Raw genomic sequence first — 25589 nt, forward strand, 5'->3', positions numbered from 1 at the left:
CGATTCACACCTTTTGCCGCCCGGTGGCGCGGATCGGACGCCGCGCACAAGGGGCGTCGGCCCGGCTCAGGCGACCGGCGTGAACAGCGCCGAGGCCATCCGGTGCATTCTCACCGCGTCCACGGACTCGGCGAGCAGTTCGTACTCGGTGGTGTCATCACTGGCGGCGATCCGGACCAGCCGGCCGGCCGCCAACTCGTCGGCGACCAGATCCTGTTGGTACAGGTCGGCACACCAGGCCCGCATGACGGCGGGCACGTCGAGCACGTTGCCGGCGACGGGGGCGAGGGCGCCCGCCGGGAAGTACTCGGCCTCGGGCTGGGGGTCTAATCGGTCGGCGATCCACGAGGCCCGGTCGCGTAACCACCACAGGGCGAGGGCGAGGGTGGGTGCGCGATAGGTTCCGAGAGGTACGCCGATGCGCCGCCCGTCGCAGATGCCGTACCCCGTGACATGGCACAGGAATTCGTCGTGCACGATCCACTCCCCCGCTTGCTCCGTTCGCCTGTCGGCAGGGCCCTCGCTTTCGGTACGGCTCATGTGCGGTATGCGGTTCTCACTGCTGTACGTGACGGACACTTCGCTCGACGTGAAGGACCTGTCAGTCGAGTATGTTCACTACTGAAACACTGTCACCACATCTTTTTGGCCAGTCTCCTGGCATATTCACCCGCCCTCCTGGCCGAAATCTGACGGGTACACGCTCAAACGTCATGACCCGGGAAGTAATCGACGGTTCCGAGGGTCACGGGCAGGGTTGCGGTAGCAGGTCCCACCAGCACAGACGACCTCGACGGAGGCTGATCCCCCATGCCCGCGCACACAGATCGTTACGAGAACGCCGTCAGCCGCTACTTCGAAGCCTGGAACGCCAGGGAGCCGAAGACACGTACGAAAGCCGTGGCGGCCGCCTGGTCGGTGGGCGGCGGATACTCCGACCCGCTCGCCGACGTGGTCGGCCACGAGCAGATCGCCGGGGTCATCGCGGCGGCCCACGAGCAGTTCCCCGGTTTCGCGTTCCGTCTCACCGGCGTCGTCGACGGGCATCACGACACGGCGCGGTTCTCCTGGGAGCTCGTGAGTGAGGTCGACGGTTCGGCGCCCGTCGCCGGCTCCGACGTGATCACGCTGGCCGGTGACGGCCGGATCAGGAGCGTGCTCGGATTTCTCGACCGGGTTCCGGACGGGGTGTGAGCGACGGCCGCGATGAGTTCTCCCCTCGCCGGTGGTCTCTTGGAGAGAAGCCACCGGCGAGGGAGGACCTCATGGCCACTACCGGAGAAGCGGACGCGGAATTCACCGCGGTCCTCAGCAGGAAACCGGAGAAGGGCAGCTGGACCTGTGTCCACTGGCCCGCCTCCGTCGAGTTCTTCGGCACCCGCGGACTGGTGAAGGTCCGCGGGACGATCGACGGACACCCCTTCCAGAGCTCCTTCATGGCGCTCGGGGACGGCACCCACATGCTGCCCGTGAAGGCCGACGTGCGGAAGGCCATCGGGAAGGAGGCCGGGGACACGGTCACCGTGCGGATCGAGGAGCGAACCGGCTGATCAGGCCTCCCCCACGGAGATCGCGAGGTACTTGTACGCAAGCCGGCCTCGCGCGGCCATGACGGCTGCTTCGGTCACGCCTTGACGATCGCGTCGATCCTCGCCAGTTCCTCCGCGTCGAAGTCCAGGTTGGCGATCGTGCCCACACTGTCCTCGATCTGCTTCGGGCTGCTGGCGCCGACGAGGGCGGAGGTGACGCGGCCGCCGCGCAGAACCCAGGCCAGGGCCAGCTGGGCGAGGGTCTGGCCGCGGCCCTTGGCGATGTCGTTGAGCTCGCGGAGCTGCTGCACCAGGTCCTCGGTGACCGCGTCCGAGTTCAGGAAGGGGCTGTCGCTCGCGGCTCGCGAGTCCTCGGGGATGCCGTCGAGGTAGCGGCCGGTCAGCAGGCCCTGCTCCAGCGGCGAGAAGACGATGGAGCCGACCTGGAGTTCGTCCAGCGCGTCCAGCAGGCCGCCGTCCTCGGGGCGGCGGTCCAGCATCGAGTAGCGCGGCTGGTGGATGAGGAGCGGGGTGCCCAGCTCGCCGAGGATGCGGGCGGCCTCGCGGGTCTGCTCGGCCGAGTAGTTCGAGATGCCGACGTAGAGCGCCTTGCCCTGCTGGACCGCGGTGTGCAGGGCGCCCATCGTCTCCTCCAGGGGAGTCTCCGGGTCGGGCCGGTGCGAGTAGAAGATGTCGACGTAGTCCAGGCCCATCCGGGTGAGGCTCTGGTCCAGCGAGGACAGCAGGTACTTGCGGGAACCCCACTCGCCGTACGGGCCGGCCCACATCAGGTATCCGGCCTTGGTGGAGATGATCAGCTCGTCGCGGTAGGCCGCGAGGTCGGCCTTGAGCGCCTCACCGAAGGCGGACTCGGCCGCGCCGGGCGGCGGGCCGTAGTTGTTGGCGAGGTCGAAGTGGGTGACGCCGAGGTCGAAGGCGCGGCGCAGGATGGCCCGCTGGGTCTCGACGGTACGGTCCGCCGGGCCGAAGTTGTGCCACAGGCCGAGCGAGATCGCGGGAAGCTTCAGGCCGCTGCGTCCGGTGCGCCGGTAGGGCATCTCCGCGTAGCGGTCGGGGTGTGCGGTGTACAACGCGACTCCAGAGGGGGTTGGCACGGTGAAGCAGGGTCTTGAACCGGTGTCCACTCTTTCGCGACCTGGGGGCATTGGTCCAACAGAAGAATCCGATGGAATTCAGCGGATAGGCTTCTCAATCATGGAACTGCGCCATCTCCAACACTTCGTGGCGGTCGCCGAGGACCAGCACTTCACCCGGGCCGCCGAGCGGCTCCTGGTGTCCCAGTCGGGACTGTCCGCGTCCATCCGGGCGCTGGAGCGGGAGCTGCAGACCCCGCTGTTCGTGCGGACCACTCGCCGGGTGACGCTCACTCCGGCGGGGCGGGCACTGCTCGGCGAGGCAGAGCGGATCCTCGCACAGGTGCGCTCGGCCCACGAGGCGGTAGCGGCCGTGCAGGGGGTGCTGCGCGGGATGCTCGCGCTGGGCTCCGAGCAGTGCATCGCCGGGCTGCACGTGGCGGGGCTGCTCGCCGCGTTCCGGCGGCAGCATGCGGACGTCGAGATCTGTCTGCGCCAGGCGGGGTCCGCCGCCCTCGCCGAGGAGGTCGCCGCCGGACGGCTCGATCTGGCCTTCGCCGTCCGGGCGGCGCAACAGGACACCGACCAGCTGCGCGTCGTACCGCTGTCGAGCGAGCCCATGACCGTGCTGTGCCACCCCAGCCACCGGCTCGCGGCCGTCGGCGCGGCCGTGACGCCGGAGGATCTGGGCGGCGAGGTCTTCGTCGACTTCCATCCCGACTGGGGCCCGCGCCGCACCACCGACGCCGCCTTCGCCGCCGCCGGACTGCGCCGCAACGTCGCGCTGGAGGTCAATGACGTACACAGTCTCCTCGACCTCGTGGACGAGAACCTCGGCGTGGCCGTCGTTCCCCAGCACTTCCGGCACAAGCGGTCGTCGCTGACGGCTCTGCCGGTCAAGGGCACCGGCGAGACCGTGTACGAGACGGTCGCCCTGCTGCCGCCCTCGCAGGCGACGAGCCCGGCGGCGCGGGCGCTGATGGCCCTGCTGGAAACAGGGGGTGTGAGTACACCCCCCGACGGGGGTCCACACCTCGTGACCTGATCCGTCCCGGGCCCCAGACTCATGACCGTTCCCGAGGACAACCACGGTCAGGAGTAGGGAAGATGACGGACCCCACACGACGGAATGTACTGCGCGGCGCGGCGGCGATCACGGCGGCCGGCGCGCTGGTCGGCACCGGAGCGGGCTCACTGCCCGCCGCGGCGGCGCCCCGGACGGCACACCGATTCCCCTTCCTGGAGGGCGCGTTCGAGCCCGTCACCGAGGAGCTGACGGCCTTCGACCTCCCGGTCACCGGCCGCATCCCGCACGGGCTCAACGGCCGTTACCTGCGCACCGGCCCCAACGCTTTGGGACTTGAGGATCCGCGTGCCCACCACTGGATGCTCGGCGAGGGCATGGTGCACGGCGTCCGGCTGCGCGAGGGCCGTGCGGAGTGGTACCGCAACCGCTGGGTGCGCTCGTCCCAGGTCGCGAAGAAGCTCGGCGAGCCCTACCCGGGCCCGGTGCCGCCGGACGACTTCCCCTGCAACACCCATGTGATCCCGTACCGGGGGCGGATCCTGGCGCTCCAGGAGAGCGGGCCACTGCCCTACGAGCTCGACGACGAACTGAACACCGTGGGCACGTACGACTTCCGGGGCACCCTGGAGGGCGCGTTCACCGCGCACACCAAGTACGACGTCCACGCCGGTGAACTGCACGCGATCGCCTATTACCCGACCTGGAACCATGTGCGGCACCTCGTCGTGAACCCGGCGGGCCGCGTCTCGCGCAGCACACGGATCCCGGTGGCGGACGCGCCGATGATCCACGACTTCGCGCTCACCGAGAACCACGTGGTGATCCTCGACATGCCGGTCACCTTCGACCCGGCGGGCGCCGAGCGCGGCGACATCGTGCCGTACGTCTGGAACGACCGGCATCCGGCCCGGGTCGGCGTGCTGCCTCGCGCCGGGGGCGCGGTCCGCTGGTTCGAGGTCGACCCGGTGTACTACTCACACACCCTCAACGCCTACGAGGAGGGCGCGAACCTGGTGATCGACATGACCAACTTCGATGCGCCCTTCCTCGTGGCGGGCAACGGCTCGGGAGGGCCGTACGCAGCGGGCACCCCCCGGCTGGACCGCTGGACGGTCGACCTGCGTCAGGGGCGGGTACGGACCCGGACCCTCGACGACCGCCCTCAGGAATTCCCGCGCGTCAACGAGGCGTTGGTGTCCCGTCGGCACCGCTACGGCTACTCGGCGGCGGCCGCGGAGATGGTGCTGGCCTATCAGGCGGTCGACGGCAACCCGCCCGACCGGGCGTTCAGCAACGCGCTCATCAAGCACGACCTGCTGCGCGGCACCTCGCAGGTGCACCGGCTGCCCCGGGGCGCGGCGGCGAGCGAGGCCGTGTTCGTGCCGTCCGACCCCTGCGACGAGCGGGCCGCGGAGGACGACGGGTACGCGATCGCGTATGTGCACAACCCTGATCGCGGGGCCTCGGACCTGGTGATTCTCGCGGCCCAGGACTTCAGCGGCGAGCCGGTCGCCCGGATCCATCTGCCGGGGCGGGTGCCGCTGGGCTTCCACGGGAGCTGGATTCCCGACGCGTGACGCGGCGCGATGCGCGATGGTGGACACCATGCATGCAAAGGACATCCTCATCGACGCGTACACCCGCATCCAGGAAGAGGTCCACGCGGCCGTCGAGGACCTGACCCTCGACGACCTCCACCGTCGCCCCGGCCCCGACGCCAACTCCGTCGCCTGGCTGGTCTGGCATCTCACCCGGGTCCAGGACGACCACGTGGCCGGCGCCTTCGGCCTCGACCAGGTCTGGCTGACGCAGGACTGGGAGAAGCGGTTCGGCCTGGACCTGAAGCCCCAGGACATCGGGTACGGCCACACCTCCGCGCAGGTCGCCAAGGTGCGGGTCGACTCCACCGACCTGCTGACCGGCTACTACGACGCCGTGCACGCCCAGAGCCTCGAAGCCCTGCGCGGGCTGACCGCCGCGGACCTGGACCGGGTCGTGGACGAGAACTGGGATCCGCCGGTCACCCTGGGGGTCCGGTTGGTCAGCGTCCTGTCCGACGATCTCCAGCACGTCGGACAGGCCGCCTATCTGCGCGGGCTGCTTCAGAGCGCGTAGCCCGGCAGGACGACGTCCTCGATGAGGGCCCTGCGCTCGTCGAAGGGGATGAACGCGCTCTTGAGAGCGTTCACCGTGACCATGCGCAGGTCCTCGACCGTCCAGCCGGCCTCCTCGACCAGCAGGGACATCTCCCGGGTCATCGTCGTACCGGACACGAGTCGGTTGTCGGTGTTGAGGGTGACCCGGAAGCCCAGGTCCTTCAGGGCGGTGATGGGGTGCTCGGCGATCGAGGCGGCGGCGCCGGTCTGGAGGTTGGAGGTCGGGCACATCTCCAGGGCGATCCGGCGGTCCCGGACCCAGCCCGCGAGCCGGCCGAGCTTGCCGTCCACGATGTCCTCGGTGATCCGCACCCCGTGGCCGAGGCGCTGGGCGCCGCACACCTGCACGGCCTGGTGGATGCTGGGCAGGCCGTGGGCCTCACCGGCGTGGATGGTGAACGGCACGCTCTCGCGACGCAGGTGCTCGAAGGCGTCCCGGTGGTCGGCGGCCGGGAAGCCGTCCTCGGCGCCGGCGATGTCGAAGCCGACGACACCGGCGTCCCGGAAGGCCACGGCCAGGTCCGCGGCCTCGCGCACCCGGTCGAACATCCGCATCCCGCACAGCAGCGTGCCGACCCGTACCGGAGTCCCCGCGGCGGCGGCCTTCGCCATACCGGCGGCCAGGCCCTCCTGGACCGTCTCGACGACCTCGGCCATGGTCAGTTCGCCGTGGGTGTTCAGCTCGGGGGCGTAGCGCACCTCGCCGTACACGACCCCGTCGGCGGCCAGGTCGAGGACGTACTCCTCAGCCGTGCGCAGCAGGCCCTCACGCGTCTGCATGACGGCGAGGGTGTGTTCGAAGGTGGCTATGTAGCGCACCAGGTCGCCGGAGTTGGCGGCCTCGAAGTACCAGGCGGCGAGCTCGTCCGGGTCGGTGGTGGGCAGGGTGTGGCCGACCTCCGCCGCGAGCTCCACCACGGTGGCGGGGCGCAGGCCGCCGTCGAGGTGGTCGTGCAGGACGGCCTTGGGGAGGCGGCGGATCAGTTCGCTGTCTACGCGCGTAGCGGTCATGGCGGGGTCTTCCTCGGACTTCGAACAGGGTGGCGTGAAGGTCAGTCGGCGGGCTGGAGCAGGTCCCAGCGGTTTCCGTAGAGGTCCTGGAAGACGGCGACCGAGCCGTAGGGCTCGTGGCGTGGCTCCTCCAGGAAGGTCACGCCCGCGCCGAGCATGCGGGCGTGGTCGCGGGCGAAATCGTCGGTGTGCAGGAAGAAGCCGACGCGCCCGCCGGTCTGGTTCCCCACCCGGGCCCGCTGAGCCTCGTCCTTGGCGCGGGCGAGCAGCAGGTCGGTACCGCCTTCGCGCTCGTCCGGCCGCACGACGACCCAGCGGGAACCGTCGGGGCGGGGCGCGTCCTCGACGAGCCGGAAACCGAGGGCTTCGGTGTAGAAGCGGATCGCCTCGTCGTAGTCGTCGACGACGAGGGTGACCAGGGCGACGCGTCTCATCGGAACCTCTCGGGACGGCTGCTCGGCGGTGGTTGACGGCTGGCAGACGGTGGTTGACGGGAGAGGTTATACGTAAAACGTCTTCGGCGCCAGTCCGGTCGGCCGGGGCTCCTGTGCCCGGGCCGTAGTGCGCGTGGCAGGCTGGTGATCACCGCCGGGGTCACGGCTCCGGCGCCCCATGACCGGACTGCCGCACAGGAGTCGAGCACCATGACAGAACTGCCGAAGTCGACTGGAGCTCCCGCCCGCCAGAACGTCACCTTCCCGAGCGGCGGCACCACCGCGCACGGCTATCTGGCGCTGCCGCCGTCCGGGAGCGGGCCGGGCGTCATCGTCATCCAGGAGTGGTGGGGCCTGACCGACCACATCGCCGACGTCGCCGACCGGCTGGCGGCGGAGGGCTTCGTGGCCCTCGCTCCCGACCTGTACGGCGGCAATGTCGCCCACGAGAGCGCCGAGGCCCTGCGGATGATGCAGGACCTCCCGGTCTCGCGCGGTGTGGAACTGCTCTCCGGCGCGGTCGACCACCTGCTGTCGCTGGACGAGGTCACCTCGGACACCGTCGGCGCGGTCGGCTTCTGCATGGGCGGCGGATTCGTCCTGTACCTGGCGGCGGCCGACCCCCGGGTGAGCGCCGCGGTGCCGTTCTACGGCGTGATCCAGGGTGAGTTGCCCGACTTCTCGGGCCTGAAGGCGGAGATCCTGGGCCACTACGGCGAGCTCGACGAGAGCATCCCGGCGGAGAGCCTCGACGCTCTGCGCGAGGCCGTCCGGGAGCAGTCCGGGATCACCCCGGACCTGCGCCTCTACCCGGCGAACCACGCCTTCTTCAACGACGGCCGCCCGGTCTACGACGCCGAGTCCGCCACCCGCGCGTGGGAGAGCACGGTGCCCTTCCTGCACGAGCGGCTGGGTTAGGGGCCGCCCTGAGGACGAGGGCGGCTGCGAGGCGGCGTGCCCTGTCGACGGATCAGACCGACAACAAGGCGCAGGCGCTCTGCGGCGGCTCGGTCCTGCTGCAAAGCGGGGCGCCCTGCGACTGACCGGAGCGGCTCTGCAAGGCGCAGGTGCCCCGCGGCGGCTCCGTTCTGCTGCAAAGCGGGATGCCCTGCGACAGACCGGACCAACTGCAGGGCCTAAGGGCTGTCCCGCAAGGATCTTCGGTGTGCGACAGCTCTCTATCCCGCAAGGGTGAGGTTGTGCAGGCGGGCGATGCCGAGCATGGCGTGGTGAACGCCGTCGCCCTTGAGGCGGCAATCGCGAAGGATCTTCCACGTCTTCAAGTGGGCGAAGGCATGCTCGACGCGGGCCCGGACCTGTTTGTGCGAGCGGTTGTGCTCCTGTTTCCACTCGACGAGTTCCTCGCCGGCGCGGCGACGGTGCGGCATCACGAGTCCGGTCCCCGGGTAGCCGCCGTCGGCGATCGTCGTGGTGTGGCCAACCGCGGCCTCGGCGCCGGACTCGGCCCACGCCTTGCAGTCGTTGCGGTTGCCCGGCAGTGGCTGTGCAGTCGTTGCGGTTGCCCGGCAGTGGCTGTCCGACCACGACGACCAGGCGGGTGTCGGCGTCGATGACGACCTGGTGGTTGGTGGAGTACCGGTAGTTTTTCGACTGCTCGGCGACCGCATGGTCGCGGGTCGGAACCAGGGTGCCGTCCACGATGAGGACGGCGTCCTTCGCGAAGCGGCGCCGAGGTTGCAGTGCCAGCAGCGGCCCAAGATGATCGATGATGCGGTCGACCGCGGACTTCGAGATGCCGAACAGCGGCGCGAGCTGGCGCATCGTCAAGTTCGTGCGCCAGTACGCCGTGACCAGCAGCGTCCGGTCGTCCAGCGACAAGCCCCATGGCCGCCCCCGGTGGACCGTATCGACACCAGCGCGGCGCAACACCGTCACCAGCTTTGCAAACTGGCGCGGGCTCAGCCCGGTGAACGGGGCTATCCAAGACGACTCCGACGCCGTGATCACACCAGCCATGGCAAGATCATTCCACTGGCGTTGAGCCCTCCCGCCGGCCGTGGCCCCGGTGACCGCTCGGGCCAGGGTGGCAGCAGCGGCTCAATCAGCGCCCACAAGTCGTCGTCCACGATCCACGGCCGAGTACTCACACCATCACGAACGGCCGAATCGTCTGACCGGTCACGCCCGACCAGGGCATCTCAACAAGATCGTGTAACGAGCTCTTAAGCCGCATGGTTTGCCATATCCATACCCATTTCGAGAGGCGCCGCCCACGTAACTGTGACGTGACGAGCGTCATGTCACATCCGACATTCCTGCCCTGTCTTTACAGTGACGGCCCGTCAGCAACGATCGAAGGGTGCGATGGACACTGAGACGGGCGGCACATGGAGTGACCAATCAGCGTGCCCCGAGATCCGCTGCAGTATCTGGCTGCACGCCACGGTTTGGGCTCCGCCCACGCCCAGTCTTGAGTTCTGGCATGCACCCTTATTCTCGAAAAAACCGGAGGACAAATGCTCAAGAGGTTGAAGAGATTCCGACTGGCGGCAGTTGTGTTCATTGCCGGCTCCGCCGCTGTTGTCGGTCTGGCGACGCCGGCGGCCGCCGTCTGGGGCTTTCCTGGTGAGGGAAGTGATTGGAAGCCGGTGAACTATGCGGGTGGCCAGATCACCAGCAGGTCCACCCCGGGGGAGGCGCGCGACAACCGCAACAACATCATTCACGCCTGGCGCGGTGCGGACAACGACTCCATCTATATCTCGTTGAACAGCGGGCCCGCGTACTCACTGCCCAACGCGCAGACGTTGACGCCCCCGAGGGTGATCTGGACCGACAACGGGGGCCGCGGGAACTTCCGGATCTTCCACACCGGCACGGAGGGCCACGTCTACCAGCACCGCATCGAGCTCACCGCGACCTACCAGTTGCCCGGCACTCTGCCCAACTGGACCAGGGTCCCCAACGACACGCGCACCACCGACACCGTGCCCGTGGCGGCTGCCGCGCTCCCCAACAACTCCTTCATGCTCGCCTGGAACAGCCAGTCCGACGACAGCGTCTGGACGATGTACTACAACGGCGAAACCGCCGCCTACAGCAATCCCAGCGTGGTCCCGAGCGCGCTGAGCAAGGACGCGCCGGCACTCGCCGCCCAGGTGGACGCCGACAACAACGACTCCGCCCCCTGGAACCAGGTCGTCCTCGCCTTCACGGGCACCGACAACCGCGTTTACATGTCGCGGCAAAGGTACGGGAGCGGCAGCTGGACAAGCCCGCGTCAGATCTTCGCCGCAAACTCCAACGGCTACACGAGAAGTGCCCCGTCCGTCGCGCTCTCCCGAAACGGCTACGGCGTCATCAGCATCACCGAGGACCGCGACTACACGATCGGCAGCTACATCATTTCCCGCGACGGCGGGTGGAGCGGGTATTACGAGGAGAACTCCTTCGCGTCCACCTACGGCAAGACCCCACTGGCCGTAATAGACGGTACTACTTTCTACTACGTCATCAACGGTTCGGGCGGCGGCCTGAACGGGGTCCTTTGGAAGAAGGTCTACGACTTCTCGGCCATGCCCACACCTTCGGCCCCGCAGTGGTAAGTCAGCAGCGGTAAGACACGCCGATAGGGACCGGAATGCGCTCCGGTCCCAGGATCTCGGCGGAGCCGGACGATTTCCACGTGGCCGCGATCCGCCACCGTCCCCGCGCCAGGACGGGTCCGGCACCCGGCAATGTACTCGAGCCCGCCCCCCGTGCCCAACTTCCCTGAACAAGGAACTGAGTTCCGGCAGCAGTCCAGCGGGCACCGCCATGCCCCGTTCTCACCTCTACCTCGCGTGGACACACGAAACGATCACGCAGAAATCGAGATGCCGTGAAACCAGGTCGACCAGCAGCGGGCCTTGTGTCCGGAGTGCTGCTCTCACTCTTGATGTCGGGGATCACCCCGGCTTCGGCGCTCGCTCCCATGGCGCCCATGTCCGCCTCCGCCGCGGCGGAGGCGGAGGCGGAGGCGCCAACCGCCGGACCGGGGGCGTCCGGCCCGGATCTGAGTTACGAGAACCGTACGGCCCCGCCTCCCGGTCTGCCGGACTGGTCACGCGTGGGATACCGCGGTGGTATGAACCTGCCCCAGGGCGAGTCGGGCCTGAGCAACGATGCCTCCTGCCGTGTCACCCCGGGAGAACTCGCCTCCACGTACAAGGTGAGCGCGGACGACGGGGTCGATGACACCGCCGGCCTGCAGAAGGCGATCGACCACATCAAGAGCGAGTGCTCACCGAAGGCCAACTTCAACCGGCTCTCGCTCATCGAGTTACCGGCTGGGCGCATCGACATCTCCCAGCAGATCTACGCCGACGCCAGTTTCCTCACCATCAGAGGGCAGGGTTCCGGCGAGGGCGGCACCCGACTGGTGTTCCGGCCCAATCTCCAGACCCGTTACGACCAGACGATCAACGGCCGGTGGGACCAGGACAGCATGACGGCGGGCACCGCTCCCGACATCGGCAACGGTGGCTGGATATGGCCGGGACGAGGCATGTTCCGGGTGCAGACCCGGGAGGTGGCGACCCGGTACAAGGACGACTGGGAGCTGGCCTCGAGCCTCCCCATGCGCAAGGACCTCTTCGAGGGCAGCGTCAACCAGCACTGGGCCTCCGGTTTCAAGCTGGCCGCCGCGGCCGATGACCCCGGGTTCTCGGCCCGGAAGGGCCAGAGCGTCGTGCGGCTGGACGCGAAGGCCGACATGACGAAGTTCAAGCCGGGCGGCTATGTCTGGGTGGGCGCGGCCAACAGCAAGAAGTTCTACGCGCAGCAGGGCATCACGGATCCGAGCATGATCGAGGCGCTGCACATGCGCCAGGAGATGTTCCGGGTCACCCGTATCGACGCCACCGCCAAGACGATCGCGCTGGACCAGCCGCTGGAGTGGGACCTGCCGGTCAACTCCGAGTCGGACGGCTCCGAACCGCTGAACGGCGGCGGCACCGCTTATGCCAGCAAGGTCACCCCGCTGAAGGTGGTCGAGGGTGTTGGGTTCGAGAACTTCGCCTTCACCCAGGACATGAACGGCCTGCCGAAGATCGGCGGGCAGGAGACGTACTCCCTCACCCCCGAGCAGGCCAAGAACAACTACGGCAATATGGCGCCCGAGTACGCGATGCACGGCATCGTCTTCAAGTGGGCCGCCAACAGCTGGGCGCGCGGGCTCAAGGCCACGATGACCGGCTCGCACCCGATCGTCACCGAGGTCGCCCGCAATCTGCAGATCGAGCGCAACAGCTTCGACGGTGCCTGGAACAAGGGCAAGGGCGGCAACGGCTATCTGCGCGGCAGCCGGGTCTGGGACTCGCTGTGGGCCCACAACCTCAGCCGCAACCTGCGCCACTTCACTTTCCAGTGGTCGGCCAGCGGCAACGTTGCCTTTCGTAACGACCTCGACTCCGACCTCAACCTGCACGGCGGCTGGGAGCACAACAACCTGTTCGAGCAGAACACGGTGCGGGTTCCCTACGAACACCGCTCGGCTAACTGCGAGAGCAACTGCGGCGGCGAAGGCGGCGAGATCGATGAGGGCACCTGGTATCCGATCTGGTGGGCAGCCGGTCCCAAGGCGGGCAAATGGGCGGGTTCCTCCGGGCCACAGAATGTCTTCTACAACAACACTCTGATCAAACAGACCACCGAGGGCGGGCCGTTCGAGCCGTACCGGCCATACGGCGCCCAGGTCGGCACCGCCTTCCAGTTCGGATCGAGCGATACCGACTGGCGCAAGTTCCGGCACCTGAGCCAGGACGGACAGGCGATCCCGGACTGGACCGGCCGGGAAACCCTGGACTACCAGGGAAATGGAGTGGCCACCCTCGACGTGGGCAAACGGCACTCGCTGTTCCTCCAGGACACCGGCGGTGAACTTCCCCCCCGTGTCCCACAGGTCGTCGATATCCACGCGCTCACCTGGAACATGAACGGCGCGGGCATACCCGGTTCGGTCATGGACAAGTACAAGACGGATGTGCCCCAACTGGCAAACCAGACCATTGGCAACAGGGTCGTCAGGACCAATGACGTCATGGCTCTGCAAGAGGCCGGTTCACCAACGAAAGACAGACATTATTGGGATGTGGCCCATTTCGATCAGCACCAATATTTCAAGCGGTTGCGCAACGGCGAATGGTTCAATCCACCAATAAGCCAGTTCACCCTGTCCGCGACCAGATCTCGACTGCCGGGAGGCTACCTTACCTGGCTGAACACGAGCGTCGACGGTGCTACCGACAGCGACGGCAAGATTAATCTGGCCATCTGGACCCGCAGACAGGTCGCACCTGAGAACATATTCGTTGTCCCCGGAAGAACAAGCCCTGGGGGTCTTCACGTAGGCAAGGACCGTCCTGCGCTCGGCGTCAATATTTGCGGCGTCGTCTACTTCACGTGGCACGGGTTCTCGAGTGGCGGCACGGACAATGCCATCATGCTGCAAAACGTGAGAGAACAAATGCTGACTGCGGGGCCAAATAATACGCCGCTACGTTGGGTCGTTCTCGGCGACTACAACATGACGACGGGTGATTTGCATCAAGCTCTCGGCACGAACGACAACCAGTTCGAGGTAGTAGGACCAAATGGGCCCACCCGCCCCGCCTCGGGGAGAGAGATTGACTACGCCGTCACATACTCACCCACTCCTGGTCAGGACAGGGCTATGTTCAGCCAGACGGGTACAGTGCTGCACTCCAACGAGATGTCGGACCACTATCCCGTTGAATACTCCTTCTCCTATACCACCACTGACCCGGATTGCACGACGCCTGATCCAGTGGAACGGGCCAGGACCGTGCCGGCAGGATTTCCCATGGACATAAGGTCCGCAAGTACCAGCAAGTCTCCCTACCCTCGGGGCGTGGGAGGTCTGCCGGGCAGCACCGGCATCGCGTTCAGGCAGATCGAGAAGGGCAGTCGGAACGAGCACGATTTCGAGTTCGAGCCGGCTGCTGATCACCCGGGCTACTACCGCGTGATACACCGCATGACCTATGACTATCTGGCGCAGGAATCCGTGGGTGTTGTCGGCGGAAAAGTGTCACTCCTGCCTTTCGATGACGGGTCGGCCACGCTCTGGCGTCTGTTCGACATGGGTGACGGCACATGGATTTTGGTGAACAAGGCCTCCGGAAATGCGCTGACCAGGCTGCCGAGGTCTGATGGCGATGAAATGGTGGGGCGTGAGCTCATCGACGAATTCGACCCGGATCAACGCTGGTTCATCCAGGACGCCCGGAACGAGGCATTGGACGTCGACGAGATCAATTACGGGACCTCGGCAATCACCGTGCGGGACGCAGACCCCGTGGCGGGAACCCCGTTGGTGCTGGAACCCGACAGCGGCGATCCCGAAGAAGAATTCATCACGATAGCCGCAGGTAAAACAGCCAATCAGTACTGTTATTATCTCGTCCACAAGGGAATGTACGTCAATTCAACGGCCACCAACCCTGTCCCCGATCAAGGCAATAACCTCACACTGAACGAATTCCGCCCCAATGACGACGGATATTTGTGGTGCACGCCACTGGCCGACAGACATTCGGGGGCAGGTGCCTTGAGTCAATACGCACGCGCCACCGAGCCCCTATATCTCACCGATGCGCACGATACGCTGGTCTTGGGCAGGTCCTCCGGTAACGGGTTTGACTGGCAAGCACTCAGGAGCTGACCCTTGCCGGCGCGGCGGTCAGGGTGTCGGTAAGGGCTGTCCCGCAAGGATCTTCGGTGTGCGACAGCTCCCTATCCCACAAGGGTGAGGTTGTGCAGGCGGGCGATGCCGAGCATGGCGTGGTGAACGCCGTCGCCCTTGAGGCGGCAATCGCGAAGGATCTTCCAGGTCTTCAAGTGGGCGAAGGCATGCTCGACGCGGGCCCGGACCTGTTTGTGCGAGCGGTTGTGCTCCTGTTTCCACTCGACGAGTTCCTCGCCGGCGCGGCGACGGTGCGGCATCACGAGTCCGGTCCCCGGGTAGCCGCCGTCGGCGATCGTCGTGGTGTGGCCAACCGCGGCCTTGGCGCCGGACTCGGCCCACGCCTTGCAGTCGTTGCGGTTGCCCGGCAGTGGCTGTGCAGTCGTTGCGGTTGCCCGGCAGTGGCTGTCCGACCACGACGACCAGGCGGGTGTCGGCGTCGATGACGACCTGGTGGTTTAGGCGCCCCGCAACAAACCGGACCGGCTGTAAGCGGGGTGCCCCCGGGGCGGAACGGGGCTGCTGCGATCAGCGGTGCCCGGTCGACTGAGGCGGGCGCGGCCCGGTTGTGCGCGGCCGCACGGCGGAGGAGGCCGTGACGGCGACGTGCACGGTCGGCTCAGTCAGGACCGATACGCCCCGCCACACGGCGAAGAAACCCGTGACAGCGGCCGACCCGGTCAGCTCAGCCGGGACCGGTGCGCGACAGCGGCACAGTGAAGAAACCCCATGCCGACGGCCGACCCGGTCAGCTCAGCCGGGGCCCGTGACGGTGGGCGCTGCGCGGTGGGGACGCTGACCGATGGGTCCCCGCTTGAGCGAGCCCGAGTGTGGGGGTCGGTGACGCCAACGCTGCCGGACCCCCCCGGGGAGGGTGGCAGACCCCCGGGATGGTCGGCGCCTCGGTCGGCGGTCGTAGGGCCCCGGACCGAGGCGCCCCGGCGAGGCGGCCGGTAGCGTCCCGGCCATGACGATCACCGAGAGCCGCACCCTCGAACAGCGCAAGCGCGACGTACTGGTCCGGCTGGAGCGCGAGACGGACATCTGGGTGGCCTCGGCGGACGCCGACGGGCTGCCGTGTCTGGTCGCGCTGTGGTTCGCCTGGGACGGCGAGTCCGTCTGGCTGTCCACGCGGATCACCAATCCCACGGGCCGCAATCTGCGCGACGGCGGGCGCACCCGCCTGGCGTTCGGGGACACCCAGGACGTCGTGCTCATCGACGGGGATGTGCGGACCTACGGCGGGGAGGACGTGCCGCCCGCGGCGATCGACGTCTTCAGGGCGAAGACGGGCTGGGACCCGCGCCGCGACGGTGCCTCCTACGCCTTCTTCCAGGTGCGCCCGCGCACGGTGCAGGCCCTTCACGGGGAGCACGAGATGCGCGGGCGGCACGTCATGCAGGACGGCGTGTGGGCCGTCTGATCTCTCAACCGGCTTTCTGATGCAGTGAGTTCAGGCTGTTCAGCTCGTCGTCGGTGAGCCTCAGCGCGCCTGCCGCGATGTTTTCGGCGAGATGGTCGGGGTTGCCGGTGCCGGGTATCGCCAGGACGTGCGGGCCCTGGGCGAGGGTCCAGGCGAGCCGGACCTGGGCGGGGGTCGCGTCGTGCGCCCGTGCGACGGCGAGCACCGCCTCGTCGTGGGCGGTGGTGGCGCCCTCGGCTCCGGCGTCCCCGGCGATCGCGAAGAACGGCACGAAGGCGATGCCCTGTTCGCCGCAGATCCGCACCGTGTCGTCGGTGACCCGGTTGCGGGAGTCGAGCCCGAAACGGTTCTGCACGGACACCACCGGCGCGATGGCCTGCGCCTCGGCGAGGTGTCGGGGCTCGACGTCGGAAATGCCGAGGTGCCGGATCAGGCCCTTGTCGCGCAGTTCGGCGAGGGCCCCGAAGTGCTCGGCGACCGAGTCCTGGCGCATCCTGCGGAGATACACCAGGTCGAGGTGGTCGCGGCCGAGCTGCCGGAGGTTCTCCTCGACGTGACCGCGCAGGTCTTCCGGTCGGGCCGAGGTGCCCCACTCGCCCGTGTAGTCCCGGAAGGGCCCGACCTTTGCGGCGATGACGAGGTCGTCGGGGTACGGGGACAGTGCGCTGTTGATGATCTCGTTGGCGGAGCGCAGCGAGGAGAAGTAGAAGGAGGCCGTGTCGATGTGGTTCACGCCGAGCTCGATCGCCCTGCGCAGCACGGCGATCGACCGCTGCCGGTCGCTCGGGGTGCCGAAGTGGAAAGCCGCGCTGCCCGTCAGCCGCATCGCGCCGAAGCCGATGCGGTTGACGGTGAGATCGCCGAGTGTCCAGGTGCCTGCCGCGTCCGCGGTGATCGTTTCGGTGGTCATCGGCGGATGATGACACACCTCCGGCCCAGCACCGTCGGCAGTTTCCGAACTCCTACCTGCGCTGTGCGGCCAGCCGGATCGGCGCGTTCGCCGCGCCGAACCCCGCATAACCGCCGGTCCGCTGCACGAACTCGAAGAAGACGTGGCCGACCGTCTCGGTGTAGCAGTGCCGGAACTCACCGCCCCGCTCGTCACGGTCGTAGAGGATGCCCAGCTCGCGGTACGTCTCCAACTCCCCCTCGGCGAAATCGAATCGCGCATCGAGGTCGTCGTAGTAGTTCGCCGGGACGCGCAGCAGCCCTGCCCCGGCCGCCCGGAAGCGGCGCACCGCGGCGACGATGTCGCCGACGGCGAACGCCACGTGCCGGGCCCGGGTTTCGCCGCCCTCCTCCGGAACGGGCGCGAGGTTGAGGACCAGCCGGGGCCCGTCGGGCGAGGCGGACAGGGCTCGGCTGCGGAACAGGCCGTAAGGGTCGGCGAGTTCGACGGTCTCGTGCGGGCTGAGGCCCAGCACCGTGCGATGGAAGAGCACCGATTCGTCGAAGTGGTGCCACGGCTGGGTCAGCGCGAGGTGGTCGATGACCATGGCGTCCCCGGGTCCGCTCTCGGCCGTGTACGTGAAGTCGTCGGTCCAGCTGGGGAGTTCGGGGCGGCTGGTCGCACAGAAGAGGACTTCGGTGCCATCGGGGGCCGCGATCGACTCCAACGGAACGTCCCTGGCGGCACGGCGCTTGGGCAGGGCGGGCGCGAGCAGGGCTTCGGCGCGGCGGGCGGAGGCTGCCGGATCCGTCGTCTCCAGGCCTACGGCGGCCAGGGTGGTGTCGGTACGGCGACCGGCGGCACCCGTGTTGACCAGGACGCGGGCCTCGCCCTGCTCCCAGAGGTCGACCGGTTTGCCGTGATGGCGGGCGGTGCGGGTGAAGCCGAGGGTGGTGAGGAGTTCGCCGACGGGTTCGGGGTCGCTGGTGGCGAGTTCCGCGAAGGCGACGCCGGAAGGGATCACCGGAGCCGGGAGCGGGGAGACGCCGGCGTTCTCCTCGAGGGCGAGCAGGGAGCGCAGCCCGTCCAGCGCGGTGCGGCCCGCGTCCGCTTGGCGGAAGACGTCGTTGAAGACCTCCAGTGACAGAGGTCCGTCGTATCCGGCGTTCAGGACGTGGCGGAGGAGTCCGGCCACGTCGAAGCCGCCCTGCCCGGGGAAGCAGCGGTAGTGGCGGCTCCACTGGAGGACGTCCATGGCCATCAACGGGGCGTCGGCGAGCTGGAGGAAGAAGATCTTGTCGCCGGGGATGTCCGCAATGCCTTTGAGGTTCTCGGGTCCGGAGGCCCGGGAGAGGATGTGAAAGCTGTCCAGGCAGGTGCCGAGCGCAGGATGGTCTGCGGCTTCGACGATCCGCCAGGCGTGGCCGTACGTGCTGACGTGACGCCCCCACGCGAGTGCCTCGTAGGCCACCCGGATGCCGAACTCCTGGGCCAGGTCGGCGAGTCGGCTCAGCTGCTCGGCCGCGAGGGCGTCGTCGTCCACGGCCTGTGGGGCGATGCTGGAGCACACGAGGACGGTGTCGGCGCCGAGCCTGCGCATCAGCTCGAACTTGCGCCGGGCGCGCCTGAGGTTGCGGGTGAAGATCTCTTCCGGGACCGCCTCGATGTCCCGCATCGGCTGGTAGAGGTCGATGTCCAGGCCGAGGTCCGCTGTGCGGGCGGCGATCTCCTCGGGGGCGAGCGGGCTCGCCAGGAGGTCGTTCTCGAAGATCTCGACGCCGTCGAAGCCGGCCCGTGAGGCGGCCGTCAGCTTCTCGGTGAGGGTGCCGCTGAGGCAGACGGTGGCGATGGACTTACGCATACTCGCTCCCGAGGTTCTGCGCATACTCGCTCCCCACGTCGATCCAGGTCTTCCCGGCCCGTCCCGCGGCCCCGGCGAAGGCCTCCTGCGCCCGCGCGAGCGGGAACCCCTCGTGGCCCAGGACGCACGGGGTGGACGGCGGGACCCGCATGTCGTGGAACACCGCCAGGTCCCTGCCGCGCTGCCCGACTCCGTGGGCCTCCACGATCACATCGCCCGGTCCGAAGACGGGCGCCGCCCAGTCGTGGATCGTCTCCATGCGTGCCGGTGCCGTGAGGAGTGCTGCTTTCACTGGAACTCCAGGATGACCACTAGATGGTCCTATTGATCCGCTGTGCGGTCAGCCTAGAGGGAGTGGGCTCCTCGAACAAGGGCCCGTTCAGCGGCTCGAAGGGGTGTCTTCTTCAGTGAGCGTCACGGGTTGCGGCAAGATCTCTCCGGCGTTGCGGTTTCCTTGGTCCGCACAGCGGACTACGGTCGGGAGCACCATCGGTCGAGGGCCGCAGGGAACATACGGGGAGGCAGCGGGTGAGTGAGGGACAGGCGCGGGCGGGGGGCGACTCCGACCAGCAGGCGGGCGGGGTGCGCAGTGTGCGGCGGGCCTTCGACATCCTCGCCCTGCTCACCGAGGACCGGCCCGTGATCACCCTGCGGGAGATCACCGAGTCGACGGGGCTCGCCAAGACGACCGCGCTGCGTCTGGTACAGACCCTTGAGGAGACCGGCCTGCTGGGCTCGCACCCCTCCGGCTACACCGCGGGCCCTGCGCTGTGGCGCTGGGCTCATCTCGCGCGCAGCCAGTGGGAGGTGTCGCAGGAGACCCGGAAGGTCATGCGCGATCTCGCGGACCGGCTCGGCGAGACCGTCAACCTCTTCGTCGCCCGAGGCGTCCACCGCATCTGCGTCGCCCACGAGGAGAGTCCGCACCCGTTGCGCCATGTCGTCGACGTCGGCGACGAACAGCCGCTGTGGGCCGGCGCCTCCTCGAAGATCCTGCTGCACGACGCCTCCGAGGTGTTCCTGCGCCGGGTCGCCGCCGCCTCACCGCAGGGCGAGGCACATGTCGAGCGGCTGCGGGCCTGGGCCACGGAGGCGGCCGGGCGCGGCTACGCCGTCAGCAGCAGCGAGTGGGACGAGGGGCTCACCGCCGTGGCGGTACCCGTGACCGGCCGCACCGGCAAGGTCGTCGCCTCCCTCTCCCTGAGCGGCCCCAGCCACCGGTTCCCCTACGAGGCCGTCGAGCGCTTCGCCACGGAGCTCGCCGAGGGCGCTCGCCTCATCTCCGGCCAGGGCTTCAGCCACCCGCTGAGCAGCGCCGTCTGACGCACAGCGGCCGGGGGCCCGCACAAAGACCGACTCGGCCCGACTCGCCCGCTGAAGGGCGGGCGAGGGTGCGATCGCGCCCTCGCCGCGGTCCCCTCCTCACCCGGAAGCCTGGTCACTGTCCTTCAGCTCGCCCCAGCCGTGCCAGCGCTCGACCTCGATCCAGGCGCTGAAGCGGGCCCGGACCCGGTTCGGGTAGGCACGGCCGCCGTAGTGGGTGGAGAGGCGGTCGATGTCGACGAGGCCCTCGTCCTCGTACGTCTCGACCACCCGGCCGATGAGCGTCACGTGCGTGTACCAGTTGTCGCCGTCCAGGACGGTGAGCGTGACGCGCGGGTCGCGGCGCAGGTGCTTCAGCCGGACCCGGCCCTCGTCCAGGTTGATCAGGACACGGCCGTCCTCCCAGAGGTACCAGGTGGGGGTTGACACCGGCGTTCCGTCGGAGCGCAGGGTCGCCATGACACAGGGGTTGGGGCGGCGCAGCAGTTCGACGGCCGCGGGCGGCAGCGGGGGCTTGGACACGAAGGGTTCCTCCTCGAAAACCTCGGGTTCAGGCGTTCTCGTCGAAGCTTGCATAGTAGGCGGCGGCCATGTCCTCGTCGCCGTGGCCCTGGGCGGCGGCTCGTTCGAAGCGTTCGGCGCTCGCGGCGGCCACGTCCAGGCGGACTCCGCCCCGCTCACCGGCCTCGACGATCAGACGGGCGTCCTTGGCGGCGGTGGAGACCGCGAACTGGGCAGGTGACAACTGGTCGTTGAGGACCAGGCCCGACTTGGCCCGCAGGTAGCCCATGTCCAGGGGACCACCGTCGATGGCGTCGAAGAAGCCCTGCGGGTCCACGCCGAGGGCCTTGGCGAGGGCGAGGGCCTCTCCGGCCGCGTTGGTCACCGCGAGCACCCAGCTGTTGGCGACCAGTTTCAGCCGGGTCGCGCTGCCCTCGGCGCCGTCCTCTCCGGTCCACACCGTACGCGCGCCGACCGCGTCGAAGACGGGGGTCACCGCACCGCGGCCGTCGACCGGGCCGGCCGCGAGGACCAGCAGCTGACCGGCCTCGGCGGGCTGGCGGGTGCCCAGAACGGGCGCGTCGAAGAAGACCAGTTGGTTCTCGCGGGCGAAGGCGGCCAGGTCGGCGATCCCCTCGACGCCGGCGGTCGTCGACTGGACCCACGCGGTCCCCGGGCGGAGCCCTTCGACGGCCTGCCGCATGACGTCCAGGGCCGCGGGACCGTCGTACAGCATGGTCAGGACGGCGTCGGCACCCCGCACGGCCTCGGCGGGGCTGTCGGCGATCTCGACGCCGTCCGCGGCCAGCGGCCGCGCCTTGTCGACGCTGCGGTTCCAGGCGCGGACGGTGTGTCCGGCGCGGGCGAGGTTGCGGGCCATCGCGGCGCCCATGATGCCGGTGCCCAGGACGCTCACGGTGAGCTTGTCGGTCATGACGTCAACTCTCTGCGAGGGTGCGGATGTGCGGTGCGGTCAGGCGTCGAGCTTGCCGGAAGCGGCGCGGATCAGTCCGCCCAGCCACGCCCGGTGGCCGCTGAGCATCGGGGTCGGACGCTCCTGGGCCGGCGCGGCGTCGGGCTTGCCGATCCGCGTCTCCTGCGTGGGGACGCGGACCCGGCCACCGGGGAGATCCTCCACCGGCCAGGCGTACAGCACGTCGAACCGCTCCTCGGACACGCCGTCCCACCTAGCGGTCCAGGCGGTTTCGGCGGCCGACACCTGGAACTCTACGACGTGCGCGGCCGGCGGCGGACCACAGCCTTCTGAACCTTCCTTGACGTCCACCGCCCCTAGGACTGCCGCAGCCGGCCGTGATCGCGCAGATCAGTGCGCGTCGTCCGGGTGCGCGAGCGGCTGCGGGATCACGACCCGATCCGCGCCTCAAGCAGGCTGCGGGGCGGGTGCGACCGGAACGGCCGCGACCTTGCGGGTCTCGCGCATCATCAGCAGGCCGTTGACCACCATCAGTGTCGCGGTCAGGCCGTGGACGGCGAGCGCGGTGGCCACGGAGCCGTGGTGGGCCAGCACCGTGGTCATGTCGCCGTACGCGGCGAGGGCCTCCACGAGCAGCACCCAGCCCAGCGCCCGGCGGTGGCCCGTCACCAGCAGGATGCACAGGACCAGGGCCAGGACGACGTCGCGGATTCCCTTGACGATCAGGAAGCCGTCGCCGTCGCCGGACGGCCCACTCGGCAGGCCGAAGCCCGGCACCGCCGCCTCCGGGCTCAGGATGAACTCCGTACCGAACCAGAGGATGAAGAGGATGAAGGCGGCGGTCAGTACGGTATTGATCTTCTTCAGCAACACGGTTCTTCCCCTTGCGTCGGGATTTCGATGGTCAGCCGCCCCTGAGAGGTGGGGATTGTCCGTCCATCGGCATGACGTCGACCCGCGGGGCGGACCAGCGCATGCCGGAGCAGCGGTGGTATCAGACGAGGGCGGAGGTGAGCAGGACGAAGGCGGCGATGATGACGGCGACACGGACGTAGTGGTAGCGCTCCCAGCGGTGCAGCTGCTCCTTCCAGTCGGCGGGCCGGTTCTCGGGGGTCCAGGTCTTGTTCCGGTTGTTGATCGGGACCAGCAGCAGCATCGACATGACCACGCTGACGATCAGCAGTCCGGCGGCGGTGACGACGAGTCCGGCGCCGTGGTGGTGCCATCCGGCGGCGGCCCAGATCGCGCTGAGGACGAGCGAGCCGATGTACCAGAACGGCATCAGGGCGCCGAGCATCCGGCCGCCGTGGGCGTGGCCGAGCTGACCGCTGTCCTCGGGAAGCGCGTCCAGGATCCGGTTCATGATGAAGGCGACGGAGAACTCGACCCCCACCATCAGGCCGACGACGACGGTGGTGACGACCCCGAGTGCGTTGAGCATGACGATCCCTCCGTTGAACTAGCATTGCTAGCCGATGAGGCAACGCTAGTACTACTGCCGCTCGATTGTCTAGCGGTGCTAGGATCGATTCATGTCGGTACAGGAACGCAAGCAGCGTGAACGGGCGGAGCGCGAGCGCCTCATCGTGGCGACAGCCCGCGAACTCGCCGAGCAGCAGGGCTGGGACGCAGTCACCACCCGCCGGCTCGCCGAGCGCATCGAATACAGTCAGCCCGTCCTCTACAGCCACTTCCGAGGCAAGCGCGAGATCATCGGCGCCGTCGCCCTTCAGGGGGCCGCCGAACTGGCCTCGGCGGTGCGGGCCGCGACCTCCGCCGCGGACCGCCCCCGCGCCAAGGTCGTCGCCCTGGCCCGCGCCTACCTCGACTTCGCCGCACGCAACCCCGCGGTCTATGACGCCTTGTTCCAGCTCGACGGCGGCCTGGCGTACGCGCAGGAGGACACCCCCGAGCCCCTGAAGGACGCCTTCGCCGCCCTGCTGGAGACTCTCGGCGAGGTCGCAGGCGACGGCGTCCCCCCGGGGCTGTTCACCGAGGTGTTCTGGGCGGCCCTGCACGGCCTCGCGACCCTGACCCGCGCGGGCCGCCTGCTGCCCGAGGACGCCGAGCCGAGAGTGGAGCTCCTGGTGGACCGGCTCGCCATGATCTGACTCACCGCCCCGGCGGGCCCTTCGGCCGGGGCCCGAGAACCCCGGCCGCTGCCTGCCTTGCGGCAACGCTTCCGGTCATTCAGGTCCACACGGCGCAGCCGCAGATCGCCGGGCCCCGCACCCCGGACGGGGCACCCGCCCGGAGACCGCGAGCTCATTGATCACGACCCGATGCGCGCTCTAGCCGAGGGGCTTCTCGAGAATCGCCTTGCGGTGACTGAAGGTCTCGATGGAGTAGCGGCCGTGGTAGTTGCCCATGCCGCTTTCCCCCACCCCGCCGAACGGCAGGTCGGAGACGGTGAGATGGGCGAGGGGCAGGCCGTAGCCGAGGCCGCCGGAGGAGGTCTCGTCGGCGATGCGGCGCCGTGTCGTGTCGGATTCGGTGAAGACGTACAGGGCGAGCGGCTTGTCCCGGTCGTTGATGAAGTCGATCGCCTCGTCGAGGCCTGGGACGGTGACGATCGGCAGGATCGGGCCGAAGATCTCCTCCTGCATCACCGGGGACTTGGGGTCCACGTCGGCGAGGACGGTGGGCGCGATGTACTTGCTCGTACGGTCGCTCGCGCCACCGACGACCGCGCGGCCCGAGTCGAGCAGGCCGGTGAGGCGGTCGAAGTGCCGTTCGTTGATGATGCGCCCGTACTCGCCGGAGCCGGCGGGGTCGCTGCCGTACAGCGTTTCCACGGCGCCGGCCAGCAGCGGCTCCAGGGCGGCCGCCGTCTCCGGGTCGGTCAGGACGTAGTCGGGGGCGACGCAGGTCTGTCCGGCGTTGAGGAACTTGCCGCGGGCGAGGCGGTCGGCGACGACGGTGAGATCGGCGTCGCGGTCGACGAACGCCGGGGACTTTCCGCCCAGTTCGAGGGTGACCGGGGTCAGGTGCTCGGCGGCGGCGCGCAGGACGATACGGCCGACCGCGCCGTTGCCGGTGTAGAAGATGTGGTCGAAGCGCTCGGCCAGCAGGGCCGTGGTCTCCGGAATGCCGCCCTCGACGACGGCCACCGCGTCCGTGTCCAGGTGGGCGTGCAGCAGCCGGGCCAGGGCCGCGGAGGTGGCCGGGGCCAGCTCGCTCGGCTTGGCGACCACCGCGTTGCCCGCGGCGAGGGCGCCGACCACCGGGGCGAGCAGCAGCTGGGCCGGGTAGTTCCAGGGGGCGATGACGAGGACGACGCCGAGCGGGTCGTACTGCGTCCGGGCGCTCGCGTCGGCGCCGAGGTGCGCCGGGACCGGGGCGGACTCGGGCCGCAGCCAGTCGGCGAGGTGGTCCAGGGTGTGGTCGATCTCGCGGACCGTGAAGTCGATCTCGGTGCGGAAGGCCTCGGTGGAGCTCTTGCCCAGGTCTGCGTGGAGGGCGGCGGCCAGCTCCGTGCCGTTCTCCGTGAGCATCTCGCGCAGGCGGCGCAGCTGGGTCGTACGCCATTCGACGGGCTTGGTGCGGCCGCTGCGGAAGGTGGCGCGCAGTCGGGCCACGACGTCGGCGGGCTGCTCGGGGGCGGGGTGGTTCACGGATGCCTCGCTGGGGTGGGCCGGCCTTGCGGCCTGGTCTCGACGGTCAGATGTATATTGCAACCTTTTCGCGTCCGGGTAAATTCCG

Annotated in this window: 24 protein-coding genes and 2 pseudogenes; 11 read left to right on the forward strand and 15 right to left on the reverse strand. The window is 68.8% G+C overall.

What is annotated here, in order from left to right:
- Positions 1-66 precede the first annotated feature (66 nt).
- On the reverse strand, positions 67-477 hold the full coding sequence (locus tag QF027_RS03965) for a hypothetical protein (protein WP_306986018.1): 411 nt from the start codon (positions 475-477) through the stop codon (positions 67-69).
- Between the two features lie 333 nt (positions 478-810).
- Between QF027_RS03965 and QF027_RS03970 the strand changes: the two genes are divergently transcribed.
- Positions 811-1194 (forward strand): nuclear transport factor 2 family protein, encoded by a 384-nt coding sequence (locus QF027_RS03970; protein ID WP_306986015.1) that lies wholly within the window; start codon positions 811-813, stop codon positions 1192-1194.
- A gap of 71 nt (positions 1195-1265) precedes the next feature.
- Complete coding sequence (locus QF027_RS03975; protein WP_306986012.1) at positions 1266-1550, forward strand: DUF1905 domain-containing protein; 285 nt, start codon at positions 1266-1268, stop codon at positions 1548-1550.
- A 74-nt stretch (positions 1551-1624) separates the two neighbouring features.
- Here QF027_RS03975 and mgrA read toward each other — a convergent pair whose 3' ends face one another.
- A complete protein-coding gene (mgrA, locus tag QF027_RS03980) occupies positions 1625-2620 on the reverse strand; it encodes an L-glyceraldehyde 3-phosphate reductase (RefSeq protein ID WP_307072645.1) in 996 nt (331 codons plus the stop codon).
- Between the two features lie 124 nt (positions 2621-2744).
- On the opposite strand from mgrA, the gene QF027_RS03985 reads away from it, so the two are divergent.
- The 3 genes from QF027_RS03985 (at position 2745) to QF027_RS03995 (ending at position 5765) form a co-directional block, all read left to right on the forward strand.
- Positions 2745-3668, forward strand: a complete 924-nt coding sequence (locus QF027_RS03985) for a LysR substrate-binding domain-containing protein (RefSeq protein WP_306986008.1) — start codon at positions 2745-2747, stop codon at positions 3666-3668.
- Positions 3669-3730: 62 nt separating this feature from the next.
- Positions 3731-5227, forward strand: coding sequence for a carotenoid oxygenase family protein (locus tag QF027_RS03990; protein WP_307072647.1), 1497 nt, complete (start codon positions 3731-3733; stop codon positions 5225-5227).
- A gap of 28 nt (positions 5228-5255) precedes the next feature.
- Entirely contained in the window at positions 5256-5765 is a 510-nt protein-coding gene (locus tag QF027_RS03995) for a mycothiol transferase (protein ID WP_307072649.1), read from the forward strand.
- Here QF027_RS03995 and QF027_RS04000 read toward each other — a convergent pair.
- Positions 5753-6817, reverse strand: coding sequence for an adenosine deaminase (locus QF027_RS04000; RefSeq protein ID WP_307072652.1), 1065 nt, complete (start codon positions 6815-6817; stop codon positions 5753-5755). The genes QF027_RS03995 and QF027_RS04000 overlap by 13 nt on opposite strands.
- Before the next feature lie 41 nt (positions 6818-6858).
- Positions 6859-7251 carry a VOC family protein gene (locus tag QF027_RS04005; RefSeq protein ID WP_306986000.1) on the reverse strand — a complete coding sequence of 131 codons (393 nt, stop codon included), beginning with the start codon at positions 7249-7251 and terminating at the stop codon, positions 6859-6861.
- Positions 7252-7461: 210 nt separating this feature from the next.
- On the opposite strand from QF027_RS04005, the gene QF027_RS04010 reads away from it, so the two are divergent.
- Positions 7462-8169: a dienelactone hydrolase family protein gene (locus QF027_RS04010; protein WP_307072653.1), complete on the forward strand. Its 708-nt coding sequence runs from the start codon at positions 7462-7464 to the stop codon at positions 8167-8169.
- 260 nt (positions 8170-8429) lie between these two features.
- Here the strand turns inward: QF027_RS04010 and QF027_RS04015 are convergent.
- Positions 8430-9228: pseudogene (locus tag QF027_RS04015) on the reverse strand (transposase).
- Between the two features lie 632 nt (positions 9229-9860).
- Between QF027_RS04015 and QF027_RS04020 the strand changes: the two are divergent.
- On the forward strand, positions 9861-10817 hold the full coding sequence (locus QF027_RS04020; protein WP_306985994.1) for a hypothetical protein: 957 nt from the start codon (positions 9861-9863) through the stop codon (positions 10815-10817).
- Positions 10818-11338: 521 nt separating this feature from the next.
- Positions 11339-14935, forward strand: a complete 3597-nt coding sequence (locus QF027_RS04025; RefSeq protein ID WP_307072655.1) for a hypothetical protein — start codon at positions 11339-11341, stop codon at positions 14933-14935.
- A 71-nt stretch (positions 14936-15006) separates the two neighbouring features.
- Here the strand turns inward: QF027_RS04025 and QF027_RS04030 are convergent.
- Positions 15007-15471, reverse strand: a pseudogene (locus tag QF027_RS04030) (transposase); the annotation flags it as partial.
- A gap of 452 nt (positions 15472-15923) precedes the next feature.
- Here QF027_RS04030 and QF027_RS04035 point away from each other — a divergent pair.
- Positions 15924-16379, forward strand: coding sequence for a pyridoxamine 5'-phosphate oxidase family protein (locus tag QF027_RS04035; protein ID WP_307072657.1), 456 nt, complete (start codon positions 15924-15926; stop codon positions 16377-16379).
- Positions 16380-16383: 4 nt separating this feature from the next.
- On the opposite strand, the gene QF027_RS04040 is transcribed toward QF027_RS04035, so the two are convergent.
- The 3 genes from QF027_RS04040 to QF027_RS04050 are packed head-to-tail and all read right to left on the reverse strand — an operon-like array spanning position 16384 to position 19421.
- Complete coding sequence (locus QF027_RS04040; protein ID WP_307072659.1) at positions 16384-17289, reverse strand: aldo/keto reductase; 906 nt, start codon at positions 17287-17289, stop codon at positions 16384-16386.
- Between the two features lie 52 nt (positions 17290-17341).
- On the reverse strand, positions 17342-19129 hold the full coding sequence (locus tag QF027_RS04045) for a bifunctional sugar phosphate isomerase/epimerase/4-hydroxyphenylpyruvate dioxygenase family protein (protein ID WP_307072661.1): 1788 nt from the start codon (positions 19127-19129) through the stop codon (positions 17342-17344).
- A complete protein-coding gene (locus tag QF027_RS04050; RefSeq protein ID WP_307072663.1) occupies positions 19122-19421 on the reverse strand; it encodes a hypothetical protein in 300 nt (99 codons plus the stop codon). Before QF027_RS04050 ends, QF027_RS04045 begins: the two co-directional genes overlap by 8 nt.
- 236 nt (positions 19422-19657) lie before the next feature.
- Here QF027_RS04050 and QF027_RS04055 point away from each other — a divergent pair, with 236 nt between their 5' ends.
- Positions 19658-20452 (forward strand): IclR family transcriptional regulator, encoded by a 795-nt coding sequence (locus tag QF027_RS04055; RefSeq protein WP_307072665.1) that lies wholly within the window; start codon positions 19658-19660, stop codon positions 20450-20452.
- A gap of 99 nt (positions 20453-20551) precedes the next feature.
- Here QF027_RS04055 and QF027_RS04060 read toward each other — a convergent pair whose 3' ends face one another.
- From QF027_RS04060 to QF027_RS04080, 5 genes are all read right to left on the reverse strand, one after another.
- On the reverse strand, positions 20552-20974 hold the full coding sequence (locus QF027_RS04060) for a PPOX class F420-dependent oxidoreductase (protein ID WP_306985980.1): 423 nt from the start codon (positions 20972-20974) through the stop codon (positions 20552-20554).
- A 28-nt stretch (positions 20975-21002) separates the two neighbouring features.
- A complete protein-coding gene (locus QF027_RS04065; RefSeq protein WP_306985979.1) occupies positions 21003-21887 on the reverse strand; it encodes an NAD(P)-dependent oxidoreductase in 885 nt (294 codons plus the stop codon).
- 39 nt (positions 21888-21926) lie between these two features.
- Positions 21927-22130: a hypothetical protein gene (locus tag QF027_RS04070; protein ID WP_307072667.1), complete on the reverse strand. Its 204-nt coding sequence runs from the start codon at positions 22128-22130 to the stop codon at positions 21927-21929.
- Between the two features lie 204 nt (positions 22131-22334).
- Positions 22335-22760 carry a DUF4267 domain-containing protein gene (locus tag QF027_RS04075; RefSeq protein WP_307072670.1) on the reverse strand — a complete coding sequence of 142 codons (426 nt, stop codon included), beginning with the start codon at positions 22758-22760 and terminating at the stop codon, positions 22335-22337.
- Positions 22761-22881: 121 nt separating this feature from the next.
- A complete protein-coding gene (locus QF027_RS04080; RefSeq protein ID WP_307072672.1) occupies positions 22882-23328 on the reverse strand; it encodes a DUF1772 domain-containing protein in 447 nt (148 codons plus the stop codon).
- A gap of 91 nt (positions 23329-23419) precedes the next feature.
- On the opposite strand from QF027_RS04080, the gene QF027_RS04085 reads away from it, so the two are divergent.
- Positions 23420-23998: a TetR/AcrR family transcriptional regulator gene (locus tag QF027_RS04085; RefSeq protein WP_307072674.1), complete on the forward strand. Its 579-nt coding sequence runs from the start codon at positions 23420-23422 to the stop codon at positions 23996-23998.
- 180 nt (positions 23999-24178) lie between these two features.
- Here QF027_RS04085 and QF027_RS04090 read toward each other — a convergent pair whose 3' ends face one another.
- Positions 24179-25501, reverse strand: coding sequence for an aldehyde dehydrogenase family protein (locus QF027_RS04090; RefSeq protein ID WP_307072676.1), 1323 nt, complete (start codon positions 25499-25501; stop codon positions 24179-24181).
- Between the last annotated feature and the right edge of the window lie 88 nt (positions 25502-25589).

The organism is Streptomyces canus, from assembly GCF_030816965.1.
In the GTDB taxonomy this organism is placed as follows: domain Bacteria; phylum Actinomycetota; class Actinomycetes; order Streptomycetales; family Streptomycetaceae; genus Streptomyces; species Streptomyces canus_E.

Bases quoted from the DNA above. Each gene is read 5' to 3' on its own strand.
- QF027_RS03990 (WP_307072647.1), top strand. From the start codon at position 3,731: ATGACGGACCCCACACGACGGAATGTACTGCGCGGCGCGGCGGCGATC.
- QF027_RS04000 (WP_307072652.1), bottom strand. From the start codon at position 6,817: ATGACCGCTACGCGCGTAGACAGCGAACTGATCCGCCGCCTCCCCAAG.
- QF027_RS04025 (WP_307072655.1), top strand. From the start codon at position 11,339: ATGAACCTGCCCCAGGGCGAGTCGGGCCTGAGCAACGATGCCTCCTGC.
- QF027_RS04035 (WP_307072657.1), top strand. From the start codon at position 15,924: ATGACGATCACCGAGAGCCGCACCCTCGAACAGCGCAAGCGCGACGTA.
- QF027_RS04010 (WP_307072653.1), top strand. From the start codon at position 7,462: ATGACAGAACTGCCGAAGTCGACTGGAGCTCCCGCCCGCCAGAACGTC.
- QF027_RS04045 (WP_307072661.1), bottom strand. From the start codon at position 19,129: ATGCGTAAGTCCATCGCCACCGTCTGCCTCAGCGGCACCCTCACCGAG.
- QF027_RS03970 (WP_306986015.1), top strand. From the start codon at position 811: ATGCCCGCGCACACAGATCGTTACGAGAACGCCGTCAGCCGCTACTTC.
- QF027_RS04085 (WP_307072674.1), top strand. From the start codon at position 23,420: ATGTCGGTACAGGAACGCAAGCAGCGTGAACGGGCGGAGCGCGAGCGC.
- QF027_RS04080 (WP_307072672.1), bottom strand. From the start codon at position 23,328: ATGCTCAACGCACTCGGGGTCGTCACCACCGTCGTCGTCGGCCTGATG.
- QF027_RS03985 (WP_306986008.1), top strand. From the start codon at position 2,745: ATGGAACTGCGCCATCTCCAACACTTCGTGGCGGTCGCCGAGGACCAG.
- QF027_RS04065 (WP_306985979.1), bottom strand. From the start codon at position 21,887: ATGACCGACAAGCTCACCGTGAGCGTCCTGGGCACCGGCATCATGGGC.
- QF027_RS03975 (WP_306986012.1), top strand. From the start codon at position 1,266: ATGGCCACTACCGGAGAAGCGGACGCGGAATTCACCGCGGTCCTCAGC.
- QF027_RS04040 (WP_307072659.1), bottom strand. From the start codon at position 17,289: ATGACCACCGAAACGATCACCGCGGACGCGGCAGGCACCTGGACACTC.
- QF027_RS04005 (WP_306986000.1), bottom strand. From the start codon at position 7,251: ATGAGACGCGTCGCCCTGGTCACCCTCGTCGTCGACGACTACGACGAG.
- QF027_RS03995 (WP_307072649.1), top strand. From the start codon at position 5,256: ATGCATGCAAAGGACATCCTCATCGACGCGTACACCCGCATCCAGGAA.